Consider the following 21,588-nt stretch of genomic DNA (forward strand, 5'->3'; position numbering starts at 1 on the left):
TGACGTGGTCGACAACCTGACTCCCGTCCTGACGAAGCGCTGGCTGTCGCCGCGCTCGTGGACGCTGAAGACCTACGAGCAGCTGGAGGGCTACACGGCGCTGCGCAAGGCGCTCACGGCCCACCCGGACCAGCTGATCCAGCAGTGCAAGGACTCCGGGCTGCGCGGCCGCGGCGGCGCGGGCTTCCCCACCGGCCTGAAGTGGGGCTTCATCCCGCAGAACGACGGCAAGCCGCACTACCTCGTCATCAACGCCGACGAGGGCGAGCCGGGCACCTGCAAGGACATCCCGCTGATGATGGCGGACCCGCACTCGCTGATCGAGGGCATCATCATCACCTCGTACGCGATCCGGGCGAACTTCGCCGCGATCTACGTGCGCGGCGAGGTGCTGCACGTGATCCGCCGGCTGCACGCGGCGGTGCGCGAGGCGTACGAGGCGGGCTACCTGGGCAAGGACATCCTCGGCTCGGGCTTCGACCTCGACCTGGTCGTGCACGCGGGCGCGGGCGCCTACATCTGCGGCGAGGAGACGGCGCTGCTGGACTCGCTGGAGGGCAGGCGCGGCCAGCCGCGGCTCAAGCCGCCGTTCCCGGCGACCTCCGGCCTGTACGCCTCGCCGACCGTGGTGAACAACGTCGAGACGATCGCCAGCGTGCCCTACATCGTCAACGGCGGCGCGGACTGGTTCCGCACCATGGGCCGCGAGCGCTCACCGGGCCCGAAGATCTTCTCGCTGTCCGGCCACGTCGAGCGCCCCGGCCAGTACGAGGCCCCGATGGGCATCACGCTGCGCGAGCTGCTGGACCTGGCGGGCGGCATGAAGGACGGCATCCCGCTGAAGTTCTGGACGCCGGGCGGCTCGTCCACCCCGCTGTTCACCGCCGAGCACCTGGACGTCCCGCTGGACTTCGAGGGCGCGGCCGAGGCGGGCTCGATGCTGGGCACCACCGCGCTGCAGGTCTTCAACGAGACGGTGTCCGTGCCGTGGGCGGTCATGAAGTGGACCGAGTTCTACAAGCACGAGTCGTGCGGCAAGTGCACGCCGTGCCGCGAGGGCACCTACTGGCTCGTGCAGATCCTGCAGCGGATGGTCGCGGGCAACGGCACGGCGTCGGACATCGACACGCTGCTGGACGTCTGCGACAACATCCTGGGCCGCTCGTTCTGCGCCCTGGGTGACGGCGCGGTCAGCCCGATCACCAGCGGCATCAAGTACTTCAAGCACGAGTTCCTGGCTTTGTGCGACCAGAACTCCCAGGTGTTGGCGGGGGCAAGCGCATGACCATCGAAGCAACCGCGCCCGAGCAGAAGACCGAGCTGGTGGTCCCCGAGGGCCACGTGAAGCTCGTCATCGACGGCGTCGAGGTCGTCGCGCCCAAGGGCGAGCTGCTGATCCGCACCGCGGAACGGCTCGGCACGGTGATCCCGCGCTTCTGCGACCACCCGCTGCTGGAGCCCGCGGGCGCCTGCCGGCAGTGCCTGGTCGAGGTGGAGATGGGCGGCCGGCCGATGCCGAAGCCGCAGGCGTCCTGCACCATGACGGTCGCCGACGGCATGGTGGTCAAGACCCAGCTGTCCTCGCCGGTGGCGGACAAGGCGCAGCAGGGCGTGATGGAGCTGCTGCTCATCAACCACCCGCTGGACTGCCCGATCTGCGACAAGGGCGGCGAGTGCCCGCTGCAGAACCAGGCGCTGGCGCACGGCCGGGCGGACTCCCGCTTCCACGAGCACAAGCGGACGTTCCCGAAGCCGATCCCGATCTCGACCCAGGTGCTGCTGGACCGCGAGCGGTGCGTGCTGTGCCAGCGCTGCACGCGGTTCTCCGCGCAGATCGCCGGCGACCCGTTCATCGAGCTGCTGGAGCGCGGTTCCCAGCAGCAGATCGGTGTCGCGGAGTCGAAGCCGTTCCAGTCGTACTTCTCCGGCAACACCATCCAGATCTGCCCGGTCGGCGCGCTGACCAGCGCCGCGTACCGGTTCCGCGCCCGGCCGTTCGACCTGGTGTCGACGCCCGGCGTGTGCGAGCACTGCTCGTCGGGCTGCTCGACCCGCTCCGACTGGCGGCGCGGCAAGGTGCAGCGCCGGCTGGCCGGTGACGAGCCGCAGGTCAACGAGGAGTGGACCTGCGACAAGGGCCGCTTCGCGTTCAACTACGCCACCGCCGCCGACCGCATCCGCCGCCCGCTGGTGCGCGACCGGGCCACCGGCGAGCTGCGCGAGTCGTCGTGGACCGAAGCGCTGCAGCACGCGGCCGAGGGCCTGGCGAAGGCGCGGGCCGGCAAGGGCGTCGGCGTGCTGGCCGGCGGCCGGCTCACCGTCGAGGACGCCTACGCGTACTCGAAGTTCGCCCGGATCGCGTTGCGCACCAACGACGTCGACTTCCGCGCCCGCGCCCACTCGGCCGAGGAGCTGGAGTTCCTGACCAGCGCGGTGCTCGGCGCGAACCCGGACAACGGCGGCGTGACGTACGCCGGCATCGAGTCCGCCCCGGCCGCGCTGCTGGTGGCGTTCGAGCCGGAGGAGGAGTCGCCGATCGTGTTCCTGCGGCTGCGCAAGGCGGCCCGCACGAACCGGACGAAGGTCTACCACCTGGGCCAGTTCACGACGCCCGCGGTGGAGAAGACGAACGGCGTGCTGCTCGCGTGCGTGCCCGGCCAGGAGCCGTCGGCGCTCAACGCGCTGCCCGAGCACGCCGCCGACGTGGTCGAGGAGCTGGCGAAGCCGGGTTCGGTGATCCTGGTCGGCGAGCGCGCCGCCGAGGTCCCCGGCCTGTTCTCGGCGGTCGCCGCGCTGGCCGAGCGGACCGGCGCGAAGGTCGCCTGGATCCCGCGGCGCGCCGGTGAGCGCGGCGCGCTGGAGGCCGGCCTGCTGCCGACGTTGCTGCCGGGCGGTCGCCTGGTGGGCGACGAGGCCGCCCGCGCCGAGGTCGAGCGGGCGTGGGGCCTGGAGCCCGGCGCGCTGCCGACGTCCGCCGGTCGCGACACCGCGGGCATCCTGACCGCCGCCGCGAGCGGCGGGCTGGACGCGCTGGTGGTCGGCGGCGTCGACCCGTTCGACCTGCCGGACCCGGCGCTGGCCGAGCGCGCGCTCGACTTCGCCGGCTTCGTGGTCAGCCTGGAGCTGCGGCACAGCGCGGTCACCGCGCACGCCGACGTCGTGCTCCCGGTCGCCCCGGCGGTGGAGAAGGCGGGCAGCTACCTCAACTGGGAGGGCCGCTCCCGCCCGTTCGCCACCACGCTGGAGGGCACCGGCGCGCTGTCGGACGGCCGGGTGCTGGACACGCTGGCCGTGGAGATGGACGCGGACCTGTTCACCCAGACCCCGGCGGCGGCCGCGGCCGACCTGGCCCGCCTCGGCGCCGGTGTCGTCCGGGCCGCGGCGCCGACCGTGCCCGCCCCGCTGCTGACCCAGCCCAGGACCGGCCAGGCGGTCCTCGCGACCTGGCGCCGGCTGCTGGACAACGGCTCGCTGCAGGACGACGAGCCGAACCTGGCGGGCACCGCGCGCCCGGTGGTGGCCAAGCTGTCCGCCGCCACCGCCGCGCACCTGGGTGTCGAACTCGGTGGCGAGATCACCGTCTCCACCGATCGGGGCGAGGTGGTGCTGCCGGTCGAGGCGGCCGACCTGCCCGACGGCGTCGTGTGGCTGCCCGGCAACTCGGGCGCGGTCACCGTGCGGCGCAACCTCGTCGCCGGCCACGGCTCAGTGGTGGCCGTCTCTAGCGGAGGCATTGCATGAGCACCGCAGAACTCCTCGCCGACGATCCGCTCTGGCTGATCCTCGTCAAGGTCGTCGGGATCTTCGCGTTCCTCGTGGTCATGACCCTGTTCATGATCAACTGGGAGCGCAAGGTCGTGGCCCGGATGCAGCAGCGCCCCGGGCCCAACCGGGTCGGCCCCGGCGGGTGGCTCCAGTCGCTCGCCGACGGCCTGAAGCTCGCGTTCAAGGAGGACATCCGCCCGGTCCTGGCGGACAAGTGGGTGTTCTTCCTGGCCCCGGTGATCTCCTGCATCCCCGCGTTCGTCGCCTTCTCGGTGATCCCGCTCGGCGGCGAGGTCTCGCTCTTCGGCGAGCGGACCGCGCTGCAGCTGGTCGACCTGCCGGTCGGCGTGCTGGTGGTGCTGGCCTGCTCCTCGCTCGGCGTCTACGGCATCGTGCTGTCCGGCTGGGCCTCCGGCTCGCCCTACCCGCTGCTGGGCGCGCTGCGCTCGGCCGCGCAGGTGATCTCCTACGAGATCGCGATGGGCCTGTCGATCGTCGCGGTCGTCATGCACTCGCACTCGCTGTCCACCTCGGACATCGTCGACTCGCAGAGCGGCGGCTGGTACTTCTACCTGCTGCCGGTCAGCTTCATCATCTACGTCGTCTCGATGGTCGGCGAGACCAACCGGGCCCCGTTCGACCTCCCCGAGGCCGAGTCGGAGCTGGTCGGCGGGTTCCACACCGAGTACAGCTCGCTGAAGTTCGCGCTGTTCTTCCTCGCCGAGTACGTCAACATGGTGACCGTCTCGGCGCTGGCCACCACGCTGTTCCTCGGCGGCTGGCGGTTCCCGTTCGTCGGCGACGACCACGTGCTCAACAGCGGCTGGTTCGGCCTGCTCTGGTTCGTGGTCAAGACGCTGGGCTTCCTGTTCCTGTTCATCTGGCTGCGCGGCACGCTGCCCCGCCTGCGCTACGACCAGTTCATGCGGCTGGGCTGGAAGTTCCTGGTCCCGATCGCGCTGGTCTGGTTCGTCGCGGTGGCGTTCGCCCGCTACCTGCGCCAGGAGTGGGAGTCCGGCAGCGGCCTGGACACCAGCACCGCGCTGATCGTCATCGGCGCGTTCCTCGTGGTGGTCCTGCTGATCGCTTTCCTGCTCCCGGACAAGCGGGAGCCGCACGACCCCGACGCCGTGCCGGTCACCGGCGGCGGCTACCCGGTGCCGCCGCTCGACCTGAAGGTGCCCAAGCCACCGCCGCGCAGGCAGGTGCGGGTCGCCGAGCTGCCGACCGGCGACAACCAGACGCAGGAACCGGCAGCGGTACCCGCAGCTTCACACAAGGAGGCCAGCGATGGGCGTGTTTGATCCCGTCAAGGGCTTCGGCGTCACCTTCGGCACGATGTTCAAGAAGGTCGTCACCGAGGAGTACCCCGAGGTCAAGAAGGTCACCGCGCCGCGGTTCCACGGCCGCCACCAGCTCAACCGGCACCCGGACGGGCTGGAGAAGTGCGTGGGCTGCGAGCTGTGCGCGTGGGCCTGCCCGGCGGACGCGATCTTCGTCGAGGGCGGCGACAACACCGAGGAGGAGCGCTACTCCCCGGGTGAGCGCTACGGCGCCGACTACCAGATCAACTACCTGCGGTGCATCGGCTGCGGCCTGTGCATCGAGGCGTGCCCGACCCGCTCGCTCACCATGACCAACGAGTACGAGCTGGCCGACGACGACCGGCAGAAGCTGATCTTCACCAAGGAGGACCTGCTCGCGCCCCTGCTGTCCGGCATGGAGCAGCCGCCGCACCCCATGCGGTTGGGCGAGAACGAGCAGGACTACTACGTGAACGGGCCGCAGCTCGCCTCCCGGCAGGACCAGGGACAGGGAGCAGGGCAATGACGACGCTTTCCCTCCTGGCGCAGCAGCCGGAAGAGGTCCAGCGCGCGGTCGACACGATCACCACCGGTGAGGCCGTCGCGTTCTGGGTCCTCGGCCCGCTCGCCCTCGCCGGCGCGCTGGGCATGCTCTTCGCGCGCAACGCCGTGCACTCCGCGCTGTGGCTGGTGCTCACCATGCTCAGCCTCGGCGTGCTGTACATGGTCCAGCAGGCGCCGTTCCTCGGCTTCGTGCAGATCATCGTCTACACCGGCGCGATCATGATGCTGTTCCTGTTCGTGCTGATGCTGGTCGGCCGGGACAGCTCGGACTCGGTGGTCGAGGTGCTGCGCGGCCAGCGGCTCGCCGCGGCGGTCATCGGCGTCGGCTTCGCGGGCCTCGTGGTCGCCTCGGTCGCCCGCGCGCTGACCGACGTGCAGCCGGTCGGCCTGGTCGAGGAGAACACGCAGAACGGCGGCAACGTCGCCAACATCGGCGAGGCGCTGTTCACCGACTACCTGTTCCCGTTCGAGCTGACGTCGGCGCTGCTGATCACCGCGGCGGTCGGCGCGATGGTGCTCGCGTTCACCTCGCGCACCGGCCAGGACGCCAAGAAGACCCAGCGCCAGCTGGTCGAGGAGCGCTTCCGCGGCGACCGCCCCGGCTCGCTGCCCGGCCCCGGCGTCTTCGCCACCGCCAACTCGGTGGCCACGCCCGCGCTGCTGCCGGACGGCTCGGTCGCCGCCGAGTCGCTGTCCGAGCTGATCGAGACGACCGCCAGGGAAACTCTCGAGGACGACGTCGCGGAGGTGTCCGGCGCCGGGCACCAGCCCGACGCGCACGCGCTCAAGGGAGAGTCGTCGTGACACCCACGTACTACCTGCTGCTGTCCGCGCTGCTGTTCAGCCTCGGCGCGGTCGGTGTCCTGGTGCGGCGCAACGCCATCGTGGTGTTCATGTGCGTGGAGCTGATGCTCAACGCGGTGAACCTCAGCCTGGTCACGTTCGCCCGGATCAACGGCGGGCTGGACGGCCAGGTGATGGCGTTCTTCGTGATGGTCGTCGCCGCGGCCGAGGTCGTGGTCGGTCTGACGATCATCATGGCGATCTTCAAGACGCGTCGCTCGGCCTCGGTCGACGATTCCAACCTGCTGAAGTACTGAGGGGTCACCGGTGACGGAACCTATTGCCGCCAGCGGGATCGGGAGTCTCGCCTGGCTGTTGCTCGCCCTCCCGGCGTTCGGCGCGCTCGTCCTGCTGGTCGGCGGCAAGCGCACCGACAAGTGGGGCCACCTGCTGGGCAGCGCCACCGTGATCGCCGCGTTCGCGTACGGCGTCGCGCTGTTCCTCGACACGGTCGCGCTCGCGCCCGAGTCGCGCAGCAGCGAGCTGCACCTGTTCGACTGGATCCCGGTCGGCGCGCTGGACGTGGAGTTCGGGCTGCGGCTGGACCCGCTGTCGCTGACGTTCGTGCTGCTGATCACCGGTGTCGGCTCGCTGATCCACATCTACTCGATCGGCTACATGGCGCACGAGGCCGGGCGGCGGAAGTTCTTCGCCTACCTCAACCTCTTCGTCGCCGCGATGCTGCTGCTGGTGCTCGGCAACGGCTTCGTGACGCTGTACTTCGGCTGGGAGGGCGTCGGCCTGGCGTCGTACCTGCTCATCGGCTGGTACCAGCACAAGCCGGAAGCGGCGTCGGCCGCGAAGAAGGCGTTCCTGATGAACCGGGTCGGCGACCTGGGCCTGGCGATCGCCATCTTCCTGATGTTCAAGACCCTCGGCACCACGCAGTACAGCGAGGTGTTCGCCCGCGTCGGCGAGTTCTCCTCGGCCGAGGTCCTGGCCATCACGTTGCTGCTGCTGCTCGGCGCGTGCGGCAAGTCCGGCCAGTTCCCGCTCCAGGCGTGGTTGCCGGACGCGATGGCGGGCCCGACGCCGGTGTCCGCCCTGATCCACGCGGCGACGATGGTCACCGCGGGCGTGTACCTGATCGCCCGCTCGAACCCGATCTACAACCTCAGCCCCGACGGCCGGTTGGTCGTGATGATCATCGGTGGGCTGACGCTGCTGATCGGGTGCGTCATCGGCTGCGCCTACGACGACTTCAAGAAGGTGCTGGCCTACTCGACGGTCAGCCAGATCGGCTACATGGTCCTGGCCGTCGGCCTCGGCCCGATCGGCTACGCGCTGGGCATCATGCACCTGCTCACGCACGGCTTCTTCAAGGCCGGGCTGTTCCTCGGCGCCGGCTCGGTCATGCACGGCATGAACGACGAGGGCAACATCCGCCGGATGGGCGGGCTGATGAAGAAGATGCCGATCACCTTCGTCACCTGGACGCTCGGCTACCTGGCCCTCATCGGCTTCCCGTTCCTGTCCGGCTACTTCTCCAAGGACGCCATCATCGCGGCGGCGTTCAGCATGGAGGGGTGGCGCGGCTGGGTCTTCGGCGGCGTGGCCGCCCTGGGCGCGGGCCTCACCGCGTTCTACATGACCCGCCTGTTCGTCCTGGTGTTCCTGGGCAAGCCCCGGTACACCGAGCTGCGCACGGCGGACGGCCGCGAGTACCACCCGCACGAGTCGCCGGTGAGCATGACGCTGCCGATGGTCGTGCTGGCGGTCGGCTCGGTCGGCGCGGGCTGGTTCTTCTCCTCCGGCCACAACCTGGCCGGCTGGCTCACCCCGTCGCTCGGCGAGCTGCAGGAGCAGCACGGCGTGCTGGGCCACACCGCGGTCAACTTCCTGGTGCTCGGCCTGTCGGCGCTCGGCGCCGCGCTCGGCTTCCTGCTCTTCCTGCGCGGTGAGCAGCCGGTCGAGCGGCCGGCGCGGGTGTCGTTCCCGGTCCGCGCCGCGCGCGCCGACCTGTACGGCAACGCGCTGAACGAGGCGCTGTTCGCGCGGCCGGGCACCTGGCTCACCCGCGCGCTGGTGTTCGTGGACAACAAGGGCGTCGACGGCCTGGTCAACGGGTCGGCGGCGCTGCTCGGCGGTAGCTCGGGCCGGCTGCGCAGGCTGCAGACCGGGTTCGTGCGCTCGTACGCGCTCTCCATGCTCCTGGGTGCGGTCTTCGTCCTGGGCGCGCTGCTGATGGTGAGGTTCTCGTGAGCTGGACGCTGATCGCGCTGCTCCTGCTGCCGCTCGTCGGCAGCCTGGTGGTGGCGTTCCTGCGGGGCAACGACCGGTTGGCCAAGACGGTCGCGCTGGCGTTCTCGCTGGCGGAGCTGGTGCTGGCGGTGCTGGCGTGGACGGCGTTCGACCCGGGCGGCGACCGGCTGCAGCTGACCAGCTCGGCCGAGTGGATCCCGGCCTTCGGCGTGCACCTGTCGTTCGGCGTGGACGGCATCTCGCTGGTGATGATCGCGCTGATCGCGTTCCTGGTGCCGATCGTCATCGGGGGCTCGTGGGCGGACAAGCTGCCCGAGGGCCGCAGCGCCGGCGGGTTCTTCGCGCTGCTGCTGGCCATGCAGACCGGCATGGTCGGCGTCTTCGCGGCCACCGACGTGTTCGTGTTCTACGTGTTCTTCGAGGCCGTGCTGGTCCCGATGTACTTCCTGATCGGCCGGTTCGGCGGGCCGAACCGGCAGTACGCGGCGATGAAGTTCTTCCTGTACTCGCTGCTCGGCGGCCTGATCATGCTGGCCTCGGTGGTCGGCCTGTACGTGGTCAGCGCGGACAAGCTCGGCCAGGGCACGCTCGACTGGGCCACGCTGGTCACGGTCACCCGCGACCTGCCGCTGTCCACCCAGATCTGGCTGTTCCTCGGCTTCTTCGTCGCGTTCGCGATCAAGGCGCCGCTGGTGCCGCTGCACACGTGGCTGCCGGACGCCGGCGCCGAAGCGCCGGTCGGCGCGGGCGTGCTGCTGGTCGGCATCCTGGACAAGATCGGCACGTTCGGCTTCCTGCGCTACTGCCTGCCGCTGTTCCCGGCGGCCAGCAAGGAGCTCGCGCCGCTGGTGCTGGTCCTGGCCGTGATCGGCATCCTGTACGGCTCGCTGCTCGCCGTCGGCCAGTCCGACATGAAGCGGTTCGTGGCCTACACCTCGATCGCGCACTTCGGCTTCATCGCGCTGGGCATCTTCGCGTTCAGCTCGCAGGCCGGCACGGGCGCGGTGCTCTACATGGTCAACCACGGCATCTCGACCGGCATGCTGTTCCTGGTCGTCGGCATGGTGATGGCCCGCGGCGGCTCCCGCCTGATCGAGGACTACGGCGGCATGGCCAAGCTGACCCCGGTGCTCGGCGGGCTGTTCTTCGTGGCCGGCCTGTCGTCGCTGGCGCTGCCCGGCACCAACTCGTTCGTGAGCGAGTTCCTGGTGCTCGTCGGGTCCTACCCGAACGAGCCGGTCTACACCGTGCTGGCCACCATCGGCATGGTGCTGGCCGCGCTGTACGTCCTGTGGCTGTACCAGCGGGTGTTCCAGGGCCCGGTGCGCGGCAACGCGCTGGTCGGCCTCGCCGGCGGTCCCGGTGCGGCGGTCGACCCGGAGAAGGCCCCGGTGCCCGACCTGAACAAGCGCGAACTGGCCGTGCTCGCGCCGCTGGTGGCGTTGATCTTGGTGCTCGGCTTCTACCCGAAGCCGGTGTTGGACGTGATCACCCCGTCCGTCGGGGCGACGCTCAGCGAGGTCGGGGTGGCCGACCCGGTCGCGCAGGAAGGCAAGTGACGTGACGACGTTCCTCTCGCAAGTGGAGCGGCTGCAGGCCCCGGAGATCGACTACGCGGCCGTCGCACCGTTGCTGATCGTGCTCGGCGCGGCCTGCCTCAGCGTGCTGTTCGAGGCGTTCCTGCCCAAGTCGCAGCGGTGGGCGAGCCAGGTCGGGCTGACCCTGGTCGCGCTGGCCGCCGCCGGTGGCCTGCTGGTGCTCTACGCGTCCGCGGAGAGCACCCCGGACCAGGGCAAGCTGACCTTCTCGGGCGCCATCGGGGTCGACCAGCCGGTGCTGTTCCTGTGGGGCACGCTGCTGCTGCTCGGCCTCGGCTCGGTGCTGCTCATCGCGGACCGGTCGGTCGAGCCGGGCGGCGCGTTCGTCGCGGACGCCTCGATCCTGCCCGGTGCGGCGGTCGGCGTGCGCGAGCAGCTGCGCCGGCGGGAGATGCAGACCGAGGTCTTCCCGCTGACGCTGTTCGCGCTCGGCGGCATGATGACCTTCGTCGCGGCGAACGACCTGCTCACCATGTTCATCGCGCTGGAAGTGCTGTCGCTGCCGCTGTACCTGATGTGCGGCCTGGCCCGCCGTCGCCGCCTGCTGTCGCAGGAGGCCGCGGTGAAGTACTTCCTGCTCGGCGCGTTCGCGTCGGCGTTCTTCCTGTACGGCGTCGCCCTGCTGTACGGCTTCGCGGGCTCGGTGAAGCTGGCCGACATCGCCGCCGCCACCACGGCCACCGACCGGTCCGACACGCTGCTCTACGCGGGCTTCGGCCTGCTCGTCGTCGGCCTGCTGTTCAAGGCCTCGGTCGGCCCGTTCCACGCCTGGACGCCGGACGTCTACCAGGGCTCGCCGACGCCGGTGACGGCGTTCATGGCGGCTTGCACGAAGGTGGCGGCGTTCGGCGGCATCCTGCGCGTGCTCCACGGCGCGTTCGAGGGTTCGAGCTGGGAGTGGAACGGCGTCCTGTGGGGCGTGGCCATCGCGTCCATGGTGATCGGCGCGGTGCTCGGCCTCACCCAGACCGACGTGAAGCGGATGATCGCGTACTCGTCGGTCGCGCACGCGGGCTTCCTGCTGATCGGCGCGATCTCGCTGAACGACCAGGGCCTGTCCGGCACGATGTTCTACCTCATGGCGTACGGCTTCACCACGATCGCCGCGTTCGGCATCGTCAGCCTGGTCCGCAACGGCGACGGCGAGGCCACCCACCTGTCCCAATGGGCGGGTCTGGCCAAGCGGTCGCCGGTGGTGGCGGGCGTGTTCACGTTCCTGCTGCTCGCGCTCGCCGGCCTGCCGCTGACCAGCGGTTTCGTCGGCAAGTTCGTGGTGTTCGCGGCGGCCGTGGAGGCCGAGATGGTGCCGCTGGTGGTGATCGCCCTGGTCGCGAGCGCGGTGGCGGCGTTCTTCTACCTGCGGGTGATCGTGCTGATGTACTTCAGCGAGCCCGCGGCCGACGGCCCGACGGTGAGCGTGCCCGGCGCGTTCACCACGGTGGCCATCACCCTCGGCGCCGCGATCACGCTCGTGCTCGGCGTGTACCCGTCGTTCGCCCTCGATTGGGCGGGTGCCGGCGCGTTCATCTTCTAGTGGTACGTAGGCTCTGTAGCCGTGACCAGTAGCGAGCGGGCGGGGACGGGGTTCCGGTTTGAGGACCCCGTGCTCGCGGAGGTGGTTCAGGACGGGCTGGCCGAGGTGGAGGAGCTGCTGCACAAGGTCGTGCAGAGCGACTTCCACCCGGTGATGGAGACGTCCCTGCACCTGGTGTCCGCGGGCGGCAAGCGCATCCGACCGCTGTTCACGATCCTGTCCGCCCAGTTCGGCGGCTCCTGGGACCGGGAGAGCGTGATCAAGGCGGCGGCGGTCGTCGAGCTGACCCACCTGGCCACGCTGTACCACGACGACGTGATGGACGAGGCCACCATGCGCCGCGGCGCGGAGTCGGCCAACGCGAAGTGGGACAACAGCATCGCGATCCTGACCGGCGACTACCTGTTCGCGCACGCGTCGGCACTGGTCGCGGACCTGGGCACGGGTGCGGCGCGGATCATCGCGGAGACGTTCTCCGAGCTGGTGACCGGTCAGATGCGGGAGACGATGGGGCCGCGGGCCGGTGAGGACGCGGTCGCGCACTACCTGACCACGATCGCCGAGAAGACCGGGTCGCTGATCGCCACCGCCGCCCGGTTCGGCGCCATGTTCTCCGACGTCACGCCGGAGCAGGTGGAGGCGCTGCGGGCGTACGGCGAGGTCATCGGGGCGGCGTTCCAGATCTCCGACGACGTCATCGACATCGCGTCGCCGTCGGAGGAGTCGGGCAAGACGCCGGGCACGGACCTGCGCGAGGGCGTGAAGACGCTGCCCATGCTGTACGCGCTGGAGGACGAGCCCGAGTCGCGCCTGGCCAAGCTCCTGGCCGCGCCCATCACCGACGACGCCGAGGTCGACGAGGCCCTGGCCCTGCTGCGCTCGTCCAGCGGCCTGCGGCGCGCCCGCCGGACCCTGGACGACTACGCCGCCCGCGCCCGCGCCACCCTCCACGTCCTCCCGCCGGGCACCGCCCGCGACGCCCTCGAATCCGTGAGCGACTACGTCGTCACCCGCTCCCACTAACCCCCGAGAGTCCTACCTCCAGCCCGCGAGAGTCCAACGCTCAGCGCACCTGAATTCAACGCTCAGGTCGGCGGGCGGGTGCGCTGAGCGTTGAACTCGGGTGTGCTGAACGTTGGACTCTCGACGCGTGAGCGTTGGACTCTCGCGGTCAGGGGATGGTGGGGAGGGGGAGGCGGCGGCGGGTGCGGATGGCGTCGACGGTGAAGACCAGCAGCGCGGTCCAGACCAGGGCGAAGCCGAACCAGCGGGACGCGGGCATCGGCTCGTGCATCACGAACACGCCCCACGCGAACTGCAGCACGGGCGCCAGGTACTGCAGCATCCCCATGGTCACCAGCGGCACGAGGCGGGCGCCGGCGCCGAACATGATCAACGGGATCGCGGTGACCAGGCCGGACGACGCCAGCAGCAGCGCGTGCCCCCAGCCGCCCGAGTGGAACGTCCCGGTCGACCCCAGCCAGAGCAGGTAGCCCACCGCGACCGGGGCGAGCACCAGGCTCTCCGCGGTCAGGCTGGCCGTCGCGTCCAGCGGCACGGTCTTCTTCAGCAGCCCGTACAGGCCGAACGAGCAGGCCAGCGCCAGCGAGATCCACGGCAGCCTGCCGTAGTCGACGGCCAGCACCACGACGGCCGCCACCGCGATGGCCAGCGCCGCGTACTGCGGCAGCCGCAAGCGCTCGCGCAGCACGAACACCCCGAGCAGCACGCTCACCAGCGGGTTGATGAAGTAGCCGAGGGCGGCCTCCACGACGTGCCCGGTGTTGACCGCGTGGATGTACACGCCCCAGTTCACCGCGATGAGCAGGGACGCGGCGGTCACCATCGCCCACCCGCGACCGGACAGCCCGCGGATGCCCGCCCAGCGCCCCAGCACGGCCGTGATGACGGCCATCACCACCAGTGACCACGCGATCCGGTGAGCCAGGATCTCCACCGACCCGGCCGGCTGGAGCAGCGGCCAGTAGGCGGGCACGATGCCCCAGAGGAAGTAGGCGCCGACGCCGAGGGCCATCCCCCGATTCGTGCTGTCGACATCCGTCGGAACAGCGGAGGAGTTGGTCAGCGGTGGCACGAGGACCTACTCTACCCCCGCCGTTTTGGCTGGTCAGTCGCTCTGGCCGGCCCTGTTGTCCGACTCTGGTCACAGGTCCGGCCGGCCGCACGCACCGGACGAGGTGGTCAGGGTAGTTTTGCAGCGCTCCCCGACCGGGTGAAGGTGCGGAAGCGGAGCGCGTCGGGGTGTGACGAGCAGCAGTGGGAGGGCTTCCCGTGAGTTCGCTCTTCGGGCAGGTGTGGCTGTGGAGCCTGCTGTCCTTCGTGGCAGGCGTCGCCCTCACCTGGCTGGTCCTGGTGCGCCCGGCCAAGCGGGAGCTGGAAGACCTGGAGGAACGCCTCCTCACCTCGCCGCGCCCGGACGCCGCGCCCGGCGGCCCGGTCGTCGCGCCGAAGGCCGAGACGGCCGACGAGTTCGACAACTGGCACGTCGAGGCGTCCCGGTCGCTGGCGGACGACGCGCCGGCCCCCGCGCCCGCGCGCTACGAGACCGCCGCCGAACGCCCCCGCTACGAGGCCGCCGCCGAGGCGCCGCGCTACGACGTGTCGACCATGAAGCTGGACGAGCGCGACTCGCTGCTGGAGGAGCTGGACGACGAGCACCGGCCGCTGTCCGACTTCGAGGAGCAGCACGACTTCCCCGAGTTCGACGAGCCGCCGCGCAGCCTGTTCGAGCGGCCGGCGCCGGAGGGCGGCCAGGACACGCACGAGACGTTGGAGCCCAAGCCACGCCGACCGCACCCGTCGGAGGGCGCGCCCGACCTGCCGGTCGAGGAGACGACGCACCTGATGCCCGCCGTCGCCGAGGTCGCGCCGCGGCAGGAGGAGCCGACCGCCCCGCCGGAGGTCGAGTTCTTCCAGCCGCGCGAGGTGTGGCGCGAGGAGCCCGTCCAGGAGGTCTACGACGAGGACGTGGACACCGCCGGGCGCGAGGAGGAGGACGAGCCGGAGCGCAGGCCCGCCCCCGCCGAGGAGACGGCGTTCATCCCGGCCACCGCGCTGGCGCAGGCCATCGCCGAGGTGGACGGCGAGCAGCGGCGCGCGGACGAGCCCGAGCCGCAGGTCTGGCCCGAGCACGACCTGACCGGCCACTTCGCGCCGGTCGACGTCGAGTCGGCACGCGGTGAGCTGGCCGAGCCGCTGGTCGAGCACACCCCGAGCGACGAGGCGTTCTTCGACGAGCTGTCGCGCACCCGGGGCCGCCGGCAGGAGACGCAGCCGGAAGCCGGCCAGGACGACGCCCGCCACGAGGGGCCGCAGACCGACGTCATCCGCGCCGTGGTCGACTCCAGGGCGCCGGAGCCGGAGCCCGAGGTCGTGGAGGACCGCGCCGAGGTCACCGGGTCACGGGGCGGGGCGCACGCCGCCGAGCCCGAGCCGCCGGTCGCCGAGCCCGAGCGGACCACCACGTTCGCGATCACGCCGGACGCCCCCGCCGAGCCGGTCGAGCCACCGGCGTTCGAGCCCACGTTCGTCCAGCCCGAGTCCGACTCCCGGCCGCAGCACGAGCAGCGGCACGGGCAGCACTCCGAGCCGCAGCCCGATCAGCAGCAAGAGCAGCAGCACGAGTCGACGGACGAGCAGCGGCACGAGCAGCCCGAAGCCGAGGTCGAGCCGAAGCCCGAGCCGAAGCCCGAGGTCAAGGCCGAGCCCAAGCCGGAGCCGAAGAAGGCCGAGCCCGCCCGCCCGCGCAGCCTGTTCGAGCCGCTGCCCGACTCCGAGCTGGAGCCGGAACCCGAGCAGCCGCGCCCGACCCCGCCGCCGTCCTCCGGCAACGACCAGCCGTTCGTGCCGACGCTCGCCCCCGAGCTGCTGGCCGGCAACCCGGTGCCGATGACCCCGAGCGGCCTGCCCCAACGCCCCACCCGCCCTGCGGGCGCCCAGCGCACCCCACCGCCCGCACCGCTCGCCCCGAAGCCCATCACGCCGCCGCCACCCCGCCCGGTGCGCCCGCGCCCGGTCGGGTTCAGCCCCAGCACCGGCGGCCGGCAGCCCGCGCCCGGCAGCACCCGCTTCCAGGGCCAGCAGGAGGGCTTCAACCCGCGCTCGCCGTTCGGCCCCGGTTCGGTGCTGCCGAAGTCCGACGGCCACGCCCCCGCGCCGGAGTTCCAGGTCAAGGCCACCCTGACCGGCCGTCGCTACTTCACCGACGAGTCGGCGAACTTCCGCGAGACCCGCGCCGACGTGTGGTTCCGCACCACCTCGGACGCCGAGAAGGCGGGGTTCCGCCCGGCGCCGTGACCAGGCTTTTCCCTGGGGAGGGAAAGCGGAGGACCCCCTGTTCCGGGAGGCGGAACAGGGGGTCCTCCGTCATCACCGGTCGCTCAGCCGGTCACGGTCCAGGTGTCCTTGCCGTGCAGCAGCGCGCGCAGGTCGGCGGGCTTGGCCGCCTTGGCCTGCTCCACCTGCGCCCGCGCCGCGTCGTCGTACGTGGTGCGCGCGACGTTGCGGAACACGCCGGTGACGGTGTGCTGGAGGTCCTGCGTCGACAGCCGCGACAGCGCGAACGCCAGGTTCAGGTCCGACGCGTCGTGCACCACGACGTCCTGCGGCGCGACGTCCGCGGTCTTGGCCACGGCCAGGCCGAAGCCCTCCCGGACCACGGCGTACTCGCCGTTGCCGAACGTGATCGGCTGCCCGTCGACCACGTCGATGATCCGGCGGGCGGCCTCGTCGGAGTCCTTGAGCACGTCGAACGCGCCGTCGTTGAAGATCGGGCAGTTCTGGTAGATCTCCACCAGCGCCGACCCGCGGTGCTCGGCGGCCTGCCGCAGCACCTCGGTCAGGCCCGCCCGGTCCGAGTCGACCGCGCGCCCGACGAACGTGGCCTCCGCGCCCAGCGCCAGCGACACCGGGTTGAACGGGTGGTCCAGCGAGCCGAGCGGGGTCGACTTGGTGACCTTGCCCTCCTCGGAGGTGGGCGAGTACTGGCCCTTGGTCAGGCCGTAGATCCGGTTGTTGAACAGCAGGATCTTCAGGTTGACGTTGCGGCGCAGCGTGTGGATCAGGTGGTTGCCGCCGATGGACAGCGCGTCGCCGTCACCGGTGACGACCCACACCGACAGGTCCGGCCGGGCCACGGCCAGGCCGGTCGCGATGGCCGGCGCGCGCCCGTGGATCGAGTGCATGCCGTAGGTGTTCATGTAGTACGGGAACCGCGACGAGCAGCCGATCCCCGAGACGAACACGATGTTCTCGCGCTTGAGCCCCAGCGTGGGCAGGAAGGACTGCACGGCGTTGAGCACCACGTAATCGCCGCAGCCGGGGCACCAGCGGACCTCCTGGTCCGACTTGTAGTCCTTGGCCTTCTGCGGCTCGTCCGCCGTGGGCACGCCGACCAGTCCACCCACGGTGGGCAGCCCCAGCTCGGTCGCGGTCATGAGGACACTCCCTTGATCACATCGGCGAGCACGTCCTGCAGCTCCTCGGCCTTGAACGGCAGGCCCTGCACCTTCGTGTAGCTGATCGCGTCGACCAGGTACTTCGCCCTCAGCAGCAGCGCCAGCTGGCCCAGGTTCATCTCGGGCACCACGACCTTGTCGTAGCGGGACAGCACCTCGCCGAGGTTGCGCGGGAACGGGTTGAGGTGCCGCAGGTGGGCGTGCGCCACCGGCATCCCCAGCTTGCGCACGCGGCGCGCGGCGGCGCCGATCGGGCCGTAGGACGAGCCCCAGCCGACGACGAGGACGCGCGCCTCGCCGGACGGGTCGTCCACCACGACGTCGGGCACCTCGATGCCGTCGATCTTGCGCTGCCGCAGCCGCACCATGTGGTCGTGGTTGGCCGGGTCGTAGGAGATGTTGCCGGAGCCGTCGGCCTTCTCCAGGCCGCCGATGCGGTGCTGGAGGCCCGCCGTGCCGGGCACCGCCCACGGCCGGGCCAGCGTCTCCGGGTCGCGCAGGTACGGGTGGAACGTGCCGTCGGGCGCGTTGGGCTCGGTGGCGAAGTCGACCGACAGGTCGGGCAGCTCGGCCAGGTCCGGGATCAGCCACGGCTCGGAGCCGTTGGCGATCGCGCCGTCGGACAGCAGCAGCACCGGGGTGCGGTAGACCAGCGCGATCCGGGCGGCCTCCATCGCGGCGTCGAAGCAGTCGGCGGGCGACTGCGGCGCGACGATCGCGACCGGCGACTCGCCGTTGCGGCCGAACATCGCCTGGAGCAGGTCGGCCTGCTCGGTCTTGGTAGGCAGACCGGTGGACGGGCCGCCGCGCTGCACGTCGACGACGATCAGCGGCAGCTCGGTCATCACGGCCAGGCCGATGGTCTCCGACTTCAGCGCCACACCGGGGCCGGACGTCGACGTCACGCCGAGCGCGCCGCCGTACGAGGCGCCGAGCGCCGCGCCGATGCCCGCGATCTCGTCCTCGGCCTGCAGCGTCGTGATGCCGAAGTTCTTGTGCTTGGACAGCTCGTGCAGGATGTCCGACGCCGGGGTGATCGGGTAGGTGCCGAGCACCACGGGCAGCCCGGACTGCTGACCAGCCGCGACGATGCCGTACGCGAGCGCGGTGTTGCCGGTGATCTGCCGGTAGGTGCCCTGGTTGAGCTTGGCGGGCGCGACCTCGTAGGTGACCGCGAATGACTCGGTGGTCTCGCCGTAGTTCCAGCCCGCCCGGAACGCCAGCACGTTGGCCTCGGCGATGTCGGGCTTCTTGGCGAACTTCTCCCGCAGGAACCGCTCGGTGCCCTCGGTCGGCCGGTGGTACATCCAGGACAGCAGGCCGAGGGCGAACATGTTCTTCGCCCGTTCCGCGTCCTTCTTGCCCAGGCCGGTGTTCTCCAGGGCGCCGATGGTCAGCGTGGCCATCGCGACCTTGTGCACCTGGTAGGTCTCGGTGAGGGAGTTGTCCTCCAGCGGGTCGGCGGCGTAGCCGACCTTCACCAGGTTGCGCTTGGTGAACTCGTCGGTGTTGACGATCAGGATCCCGCCCTTGGGCAGGTCGCCGATGTTCGCCTTGAGCGCCGCCGGGTTCATCGCCACGAGCACGTCGGGGCGGTCGCCGGGGGTGAGGATGTCGTAGTCGGCGAAGTGCAGCTGGAAGCTGGAGACGCCGGGAAGCGTGCCCTGTGGCGCCCGGATCTCGGCGGGGAAGTTCGGCTGGGTCGCGAGGTCGTTGCCGAACGCGGCCGCCTCCGAGGTGAACCGGTCGCCCGTGAGCTGCATGCCGTCGCCGGAGTCGCCGGCGAACCGGATCACCACGCGGTCGAGCTTGCGGACCGCGCCGGCCCGCTCGGGCGTGCCCCCACCTGGCGCGGCGCCGTTACCAACGTCGGTAGTCATGTCCTACGCCGATCCCTTTCCTCACAACCGCCGTGGGGCTGGTGCCCCTCGCCCCTCCGCGAGGGTAGTCGTGCCCGACCACGGGCCGGTTTCTCGTGTACCACTCTGCGGGACACTTCGTCCCACCTGGTGTTCGCGCGGAGAACTGGGCAGTAATCGAGTAGTACTGGCGGGTAACTGTTACTTGAAGTTACAGGTAGTACGAGGCCGGTGTCCAGGTCACGCCCGGCCGCTGATCCTGGCCTTCATCGCGGCCAGCCGGGCTTGGAACTCCGGCGTCCCGATCGAGGCCACCTGCGGCGCCAGCTCGACGTCCACGGCCTCGGCGTGGTCGGTCAGCGCGGCGGTCGCGCGCATGGACGCCTTGATGGTTCGGACCAGGTCGCGCGACGCTTCGGTGGTCGGCCGGGCGAGGTCGACCGCGGCGGCGACCAGGTCGTCGTGCCCGCCGTCGACGCGGGTCAGGGCCAGCCCGGCGGCCACCGCCGCGTCGGCGTCCAGGACCTGCCCGAACAGCGTCATCGCGGTCGCAGTCTGGGGTCCGACGAGGCGTTGCAGCATCCACGTCATGCCACCGCCGGGGTGGATGCCGAGCTGCAGGAACCGCGCGTCGAACCGCGCCCTGCCGCCGACCAGCCGCACGTCGCAGGCCAGGGCCAGGTTGAGCCCCGCGCCGACCGCCGCGCCGCCGACCGCCGCGATCGTGGGCAGGGTGCAGCCCGCCACCGCGAGGAACCCGGCGTAGATGCGTCGCAGGCCCTCCGCCCTGGCCTCGCCGAGGGCCGTCAGGTCCGCGCCCGCGCAGAACGCCGGTGGCGCGCCGGTGACCACGACGGCGTGCACGCCCGGGTCGTCCTCGCAGGTCCGCACGGCCGCCACGAGCTGGTCGGAGAGGTCGAACGTGAGCGCGTTGCGGCGTTCGGGGTCGTGCACGGTGATGACCGCCACGCGGTCGGAGCGGTCCAGGAGCACTTCGGCCATGCGCGCGACTCTAGGGGGCCGGTGGACGGTCCAAGAGGCGGGACAGGACGACGGTGGACACGGTGCGGTCGATGATCTCGACGGCGCGCAGCCGTTCCAGCGCAGTCTCCAGGTGGTGGATGTTGGCCGCGCGCAGGTGCACTATCGCGTCCGCCGCCCCGGAGACGGTGTAGGCGGCCCGGACCTCGGCCATCGTCTCCAGGCGCTGCTGGATGTCGTGCGGCGCCACGTTGCCGCGGCAGTGCACCTCCACGAACGCCTCCGTGCCCCAGCCGAGCTGCTCCGGGTCCACCACGGCCGTGAAGCCGCGCAGCACGCCCGTGTCCAGCAGTTTGTCCACCCGCCGCTTCACCGCGGGAGCGGACAGGCCCACCTCCTTGCCGATGTCGGCGTAGCTGGAGCGGGCGTTGGCCATCAGGCGCGAAATGATTCGCTGGTCGATCGAGTCCACACGCAACATTCTGCCCTAGAAGACGCAATATCGCGGCGTTGTTCGATGGTCAAGTGGCCATCTAGATTTCGATCCATGACCTCGGTTTCCTTTGCGGGCCCCGGCGACGAGCCGATCTTGCTGGCCGTTCCCACGCCTGCCGAGCAGATGCGCGTGCCGACCACCCGTCGGTACCTCATGTGCCCGCCCGCGCACTTCACGGTGGAGTACGCGATCAACCCGTGGATGGACCCCACGCAACCGATCAGCACGCCGCTGGCCATGGAGCAGTGGACGGCCCTGAAGGAGACCTACGAGCGCCTCGGCCACCGGGTCGACCTGATCGAGCCCGCGCCGGGCCTGCCGGACATGGTCTTCTCGGCCAACTCCGGCACCGTGATCGACGGCCGGGTCCTGGGCTCCCGCTTCCGCGCCCCCCAGCGCGCCGCCGAAGCCGACCACTTCCGCCGCTGGTTCCTCGCCAACGGCTACCGCGACGTCGTGATGCCCGAGCGCACGAACGAGGCCGAGGGCGACTTCACGTGGACCGGGAAGTACCTGCTCGCCGGCACGGGCTTCCGCACGGACCCCCTGGCCCACTCGGAGGCGCAGGAGGTGCTGGGCGTCCCGGTCATCTCGCTGCAGCTGACCGACCCCCGCTACTACCACCTCGACGTGGCCCTGTTCGTCCTGGCCGACGACCTGATCGCGTACTACCCGGAGGCGTTCTCACCGGGCAGCCGCGAGGTCCTGCGCAGGCTGTTCCCCGACGCCGTCATCGCGACCGCCGAGGACGCCGCCTGCCTGGGCCTGAACGCCGTCTCCGACGGGCGGCACGTGGTCCTGCCGGTGGAGGCCACGGCGCTGGCCGAGCAGGTGTCCCAGCGCGGCTTCGAGCCCGTCTTCGTGGACATCTCGGAACTGCGCAAGTCCGGCGGCGGCCCGAAGTGCTGCACGATGGAGATCCGGGACTGATTTCCGCGTCGACTTCGCGCTGGTCAGCCTGAGAC

Annotated in this window: 17 protein-coding genes; 12 read left to right on the forward strand and 5 right to left on the reverse strand. The window is 71.0% G+C overall.

Features of this window, described 5'->3' with window-relative positions:
- Nucleotides 1-4 precede the first annotated feature (4 nt).
- The 10 genes from nuoF (at nt 5) to AB0F89_RS09695 (ending at nt 12,833) form a co-directional block, all read left to right on the forward strand.
- Nucleotides 5-1,285, forward strand: coding sequence for an NADH-quinone oxidoreductase subunit NuoF (gene nuoF, locus AB0F89_RS09650; protein WP_367134683.1), 1,281 nt, complete (start codon nt 5-7; stop codon nt 1,283-1,285).
- Nucleotides 1,282-3,741, forward strand: coding sequence for an NADH-quinone oxidoreductase subunit G (locus AB0F89_RS09655; RefSeq protein ID WP_367134685.1), 2,460 nt, complete (start codon nt 1,282-1,284; stop codon nt 3,739-3,741). Before nuoF ends, AB0F89_RS09655 begins: the two co-directional genes overlap by 4 nt.
- Complete coding sequence (gene nuoH / locus AB0F89_RS09660) at nt 3,738-5,069, forward strand: NADH-quinone oxidoreductase subunit NuoH (RefSeq protein ID WP_367134687.1); 1,332 nt, start codon at nt 3,738-3,740, stop codon at nt 5,067-5,069. Before AB0F89_RS09655 ends, nuoH begins: the two co-directional genes overlap by 4 nt.
- The gene (gene nuoI, locus AB0F89_RS09665) at nt 5,056-5,595 is read left to right on the forward strand and encodes an NADH-quinone oxidoreductase subunit NuoI (RefSeq protein ID WP_367134689.1); all 540 of its coding nucleotides are present in this window, start codon (nt 5,056-5,058) and stop codon (nt 5,593-5,595) included. Before nuoH ends, nuoI begins: the two co-directional genes overlap by 14 nt.
- Entirely contained in the window at nt 5,592-6,437 is an 846-nt protein-coding gene (locus AB0F89_RS09670) for an NADH-quinone oxidoreductase subunit J (protein ID WP_367134691.1), read from the forward strand. The genes nuoI and AB0F89_RS09670 overlap by 4 nt, the downstream gene beginning before the upstream one ends.
- The gene (gene nuoK, locus AB0F89_RS09675; protein WP_053715303.1) at nt 6,434-6,733 is read left to right on the forward strand and encodes an NADH-quinone oxidoreductase subunit NuoK; all 300 of its coding nucleotides are present in this window, start codon (nt 6,434-6,436) and stop codon (nt 6,731-6,733) included. Before AB0F89_RS09670 ends, nuoK begins: the two co-directional genes overlap by 4 nt.
- A 37-nt stretch (nt 6,734-6,770) precedes the next feature.
- Nucleotides 6,771-8,678: an NADH-quinone oxidoreductase subunit L gene (gene nuoL, locus AB0F89_RS09680; RefSeq protein WP_367138800.1), complete on the forward strand. Its 1,908-nt coding sequence runs from the start codon at nt 6,771-6,773 to the stop codon at nt 8,676-8,678.
- Nucleotides 8,675-10,237 carry an NADH-quinone oxidoreductase subunit M gene (locus AB0F89_RS09685; protein ID WP_367134693.1) on the forward strand — a complete coding sequence of 521 codons (1,563 nt, stop codon included), beginning with the start codon at nt 8,675-8,677 and terminating at the stop codon, nt 10,235-10,237. The genes nuoL and AB0F89_RS09685 overlap by 4 nt, the downstream gene beginning before the upstream one ends.
- A 1-nt stretch (nt 10,238) precedes the next feature.
- The gene (nuoN, locus tag AB0F89_RS09690; protein ID WP_367134695.1) at nt 10,239-11,810 is read left to right on the forward strand and encodes an NADH-quinone oxidoreductase subunit NuoN; all 1,572 of its coding nucleotides are present in this window, start codon (nt 10,239-10,241) and stop codon (nt 11,808-11,810) included.
- 69 nt (nt 11,811-11,879) lie between these two features.
- A complete protein-coding gene (locus AB0F89_RS09695) occupies nt 11,880-12,833 on the forward strand; it encodes a polyprenyl synthetase family protein (protein WP_367138802.1) in 954 nt (317 codons plus the stop codon).
- A 148-nt stretch (nt 12,834-12,981) separates the two neighbouring features.
- Here AB0F89_RS09695 and rarD read toward each other — a convergent pair whose 3' ends face one another.
- A complete protein-coding gene (gene rarD, locus AB0F89_RS09700) occupies nt 12,982-13,845 on the reverse strand; it encodes an EamA family transporter RarD (protein ID WP_367134697.1) in 864 nt (287 codons plus the stop codon).
- Nucleotides 13,846-14,102: 257 nt separating this feature from the next.
- Here rarD and AB0F89_RS09705 point away from each other — a divergent pair, with 257 nt between their 5' ends.
- Nucleotides 14,103-16,127 carry a hypothetical protein gene (locus tag AB0F89_RS09705; protein WP_367134699.1) on the forward strand — a complete coding sequence of 675 codons (2,025 nt, stop codon included), beginning with the start codon at nt 14,103-14,105 and terminating at the stop codon, nt 16,125-16,127.
- A gap of 83 nt (nt 16,128-16,210) precedes the next feature.
- On the opposite strand, the gene AB0F89_RS09710 is transcribed toward AB0F89_RS09705, so the two are convergent.
- The 4 genes from AB0F89_RS09710 to AB0F89_RS09725 form a co-directional block, all read right to left on the reverse strand.
- On the reverse strand, nt 16,211-17,266 hold the full coding sequence (locus AB0F89_RS09710) for a 2-oxoacid:ferredoxin oxidoreductase subunit beta (protein WP_367134701.1): 1,056 nt from the start codon (nt 17,264-17,266) through the stop codon (nt 16,211-16,213).
- Nucleotides 17,263-19,167, reverse strand: a complete 1,905-nt coding sequence (locus AB0F89_RS09715; protein WP_367134703.1) for a 2-oxoacid:acceptor oxidoreductase subunit alpha — start codon at nt 19,165-19,167, stop codon at nt 17,263-17,265. The genes AB0F89_RS09710 and AB0F89_RS09715 overlap by 4 nt, the downstream gene beginning before the upstream one ends.
- 219 nt (nt 19,168-19,386) lie before the next feature.
- A complete protein-coding gene (locus AB0F89_RS09720) occupies nt 19,387-20,148 on the reverse strand; it encodes an enoyl-CoA hydratase (RefSeq protein ID WP_367134705.1) in 762 nt (253 codons plus the stop codon).
- A gap of 10 nt (nt 20,149-20,158) precedes the next feature.
- Nucleotides 20,159-20,599, reverse strand: coding sequence for an Lrp/AsnC family transcriptional regulator (locus tag AB0F89_RS09725; protein ID WP_202918908.1), 441 nt, complete (start codon nt 20,597-20,599; stop codon nt 20,159-20,161).
- 147 nt (nt 20,600-20,746) lie between these two features.
- Between AB0F89_RS09725 and ddaH the strand changes: the two genes are divergently transcribed.
- Nucleotides 20,747-21,553, forward strand: coding sequence for a dimethylargininase (ddaH, locus tag AB0F89_RS09730; RefSeq protein ID WP_367138804.1), 807 nt, complete (start codon nt 20,747-20,749; stop codon nt 21,551-21,553).
- The last annotated feature ends 35 nt before the right edge of the window (nt 21,554-21,588 follow it).

The sequence above is a fragment of the Saccharothrix sp. HUAS TT1 genome, from assembly GCF_040744945.1.
GTDB lineage: Bacteria > Actinomycetota > Actinomycetes > Mycobacteriales > Pseudonocardiaceae > Actinosynnema.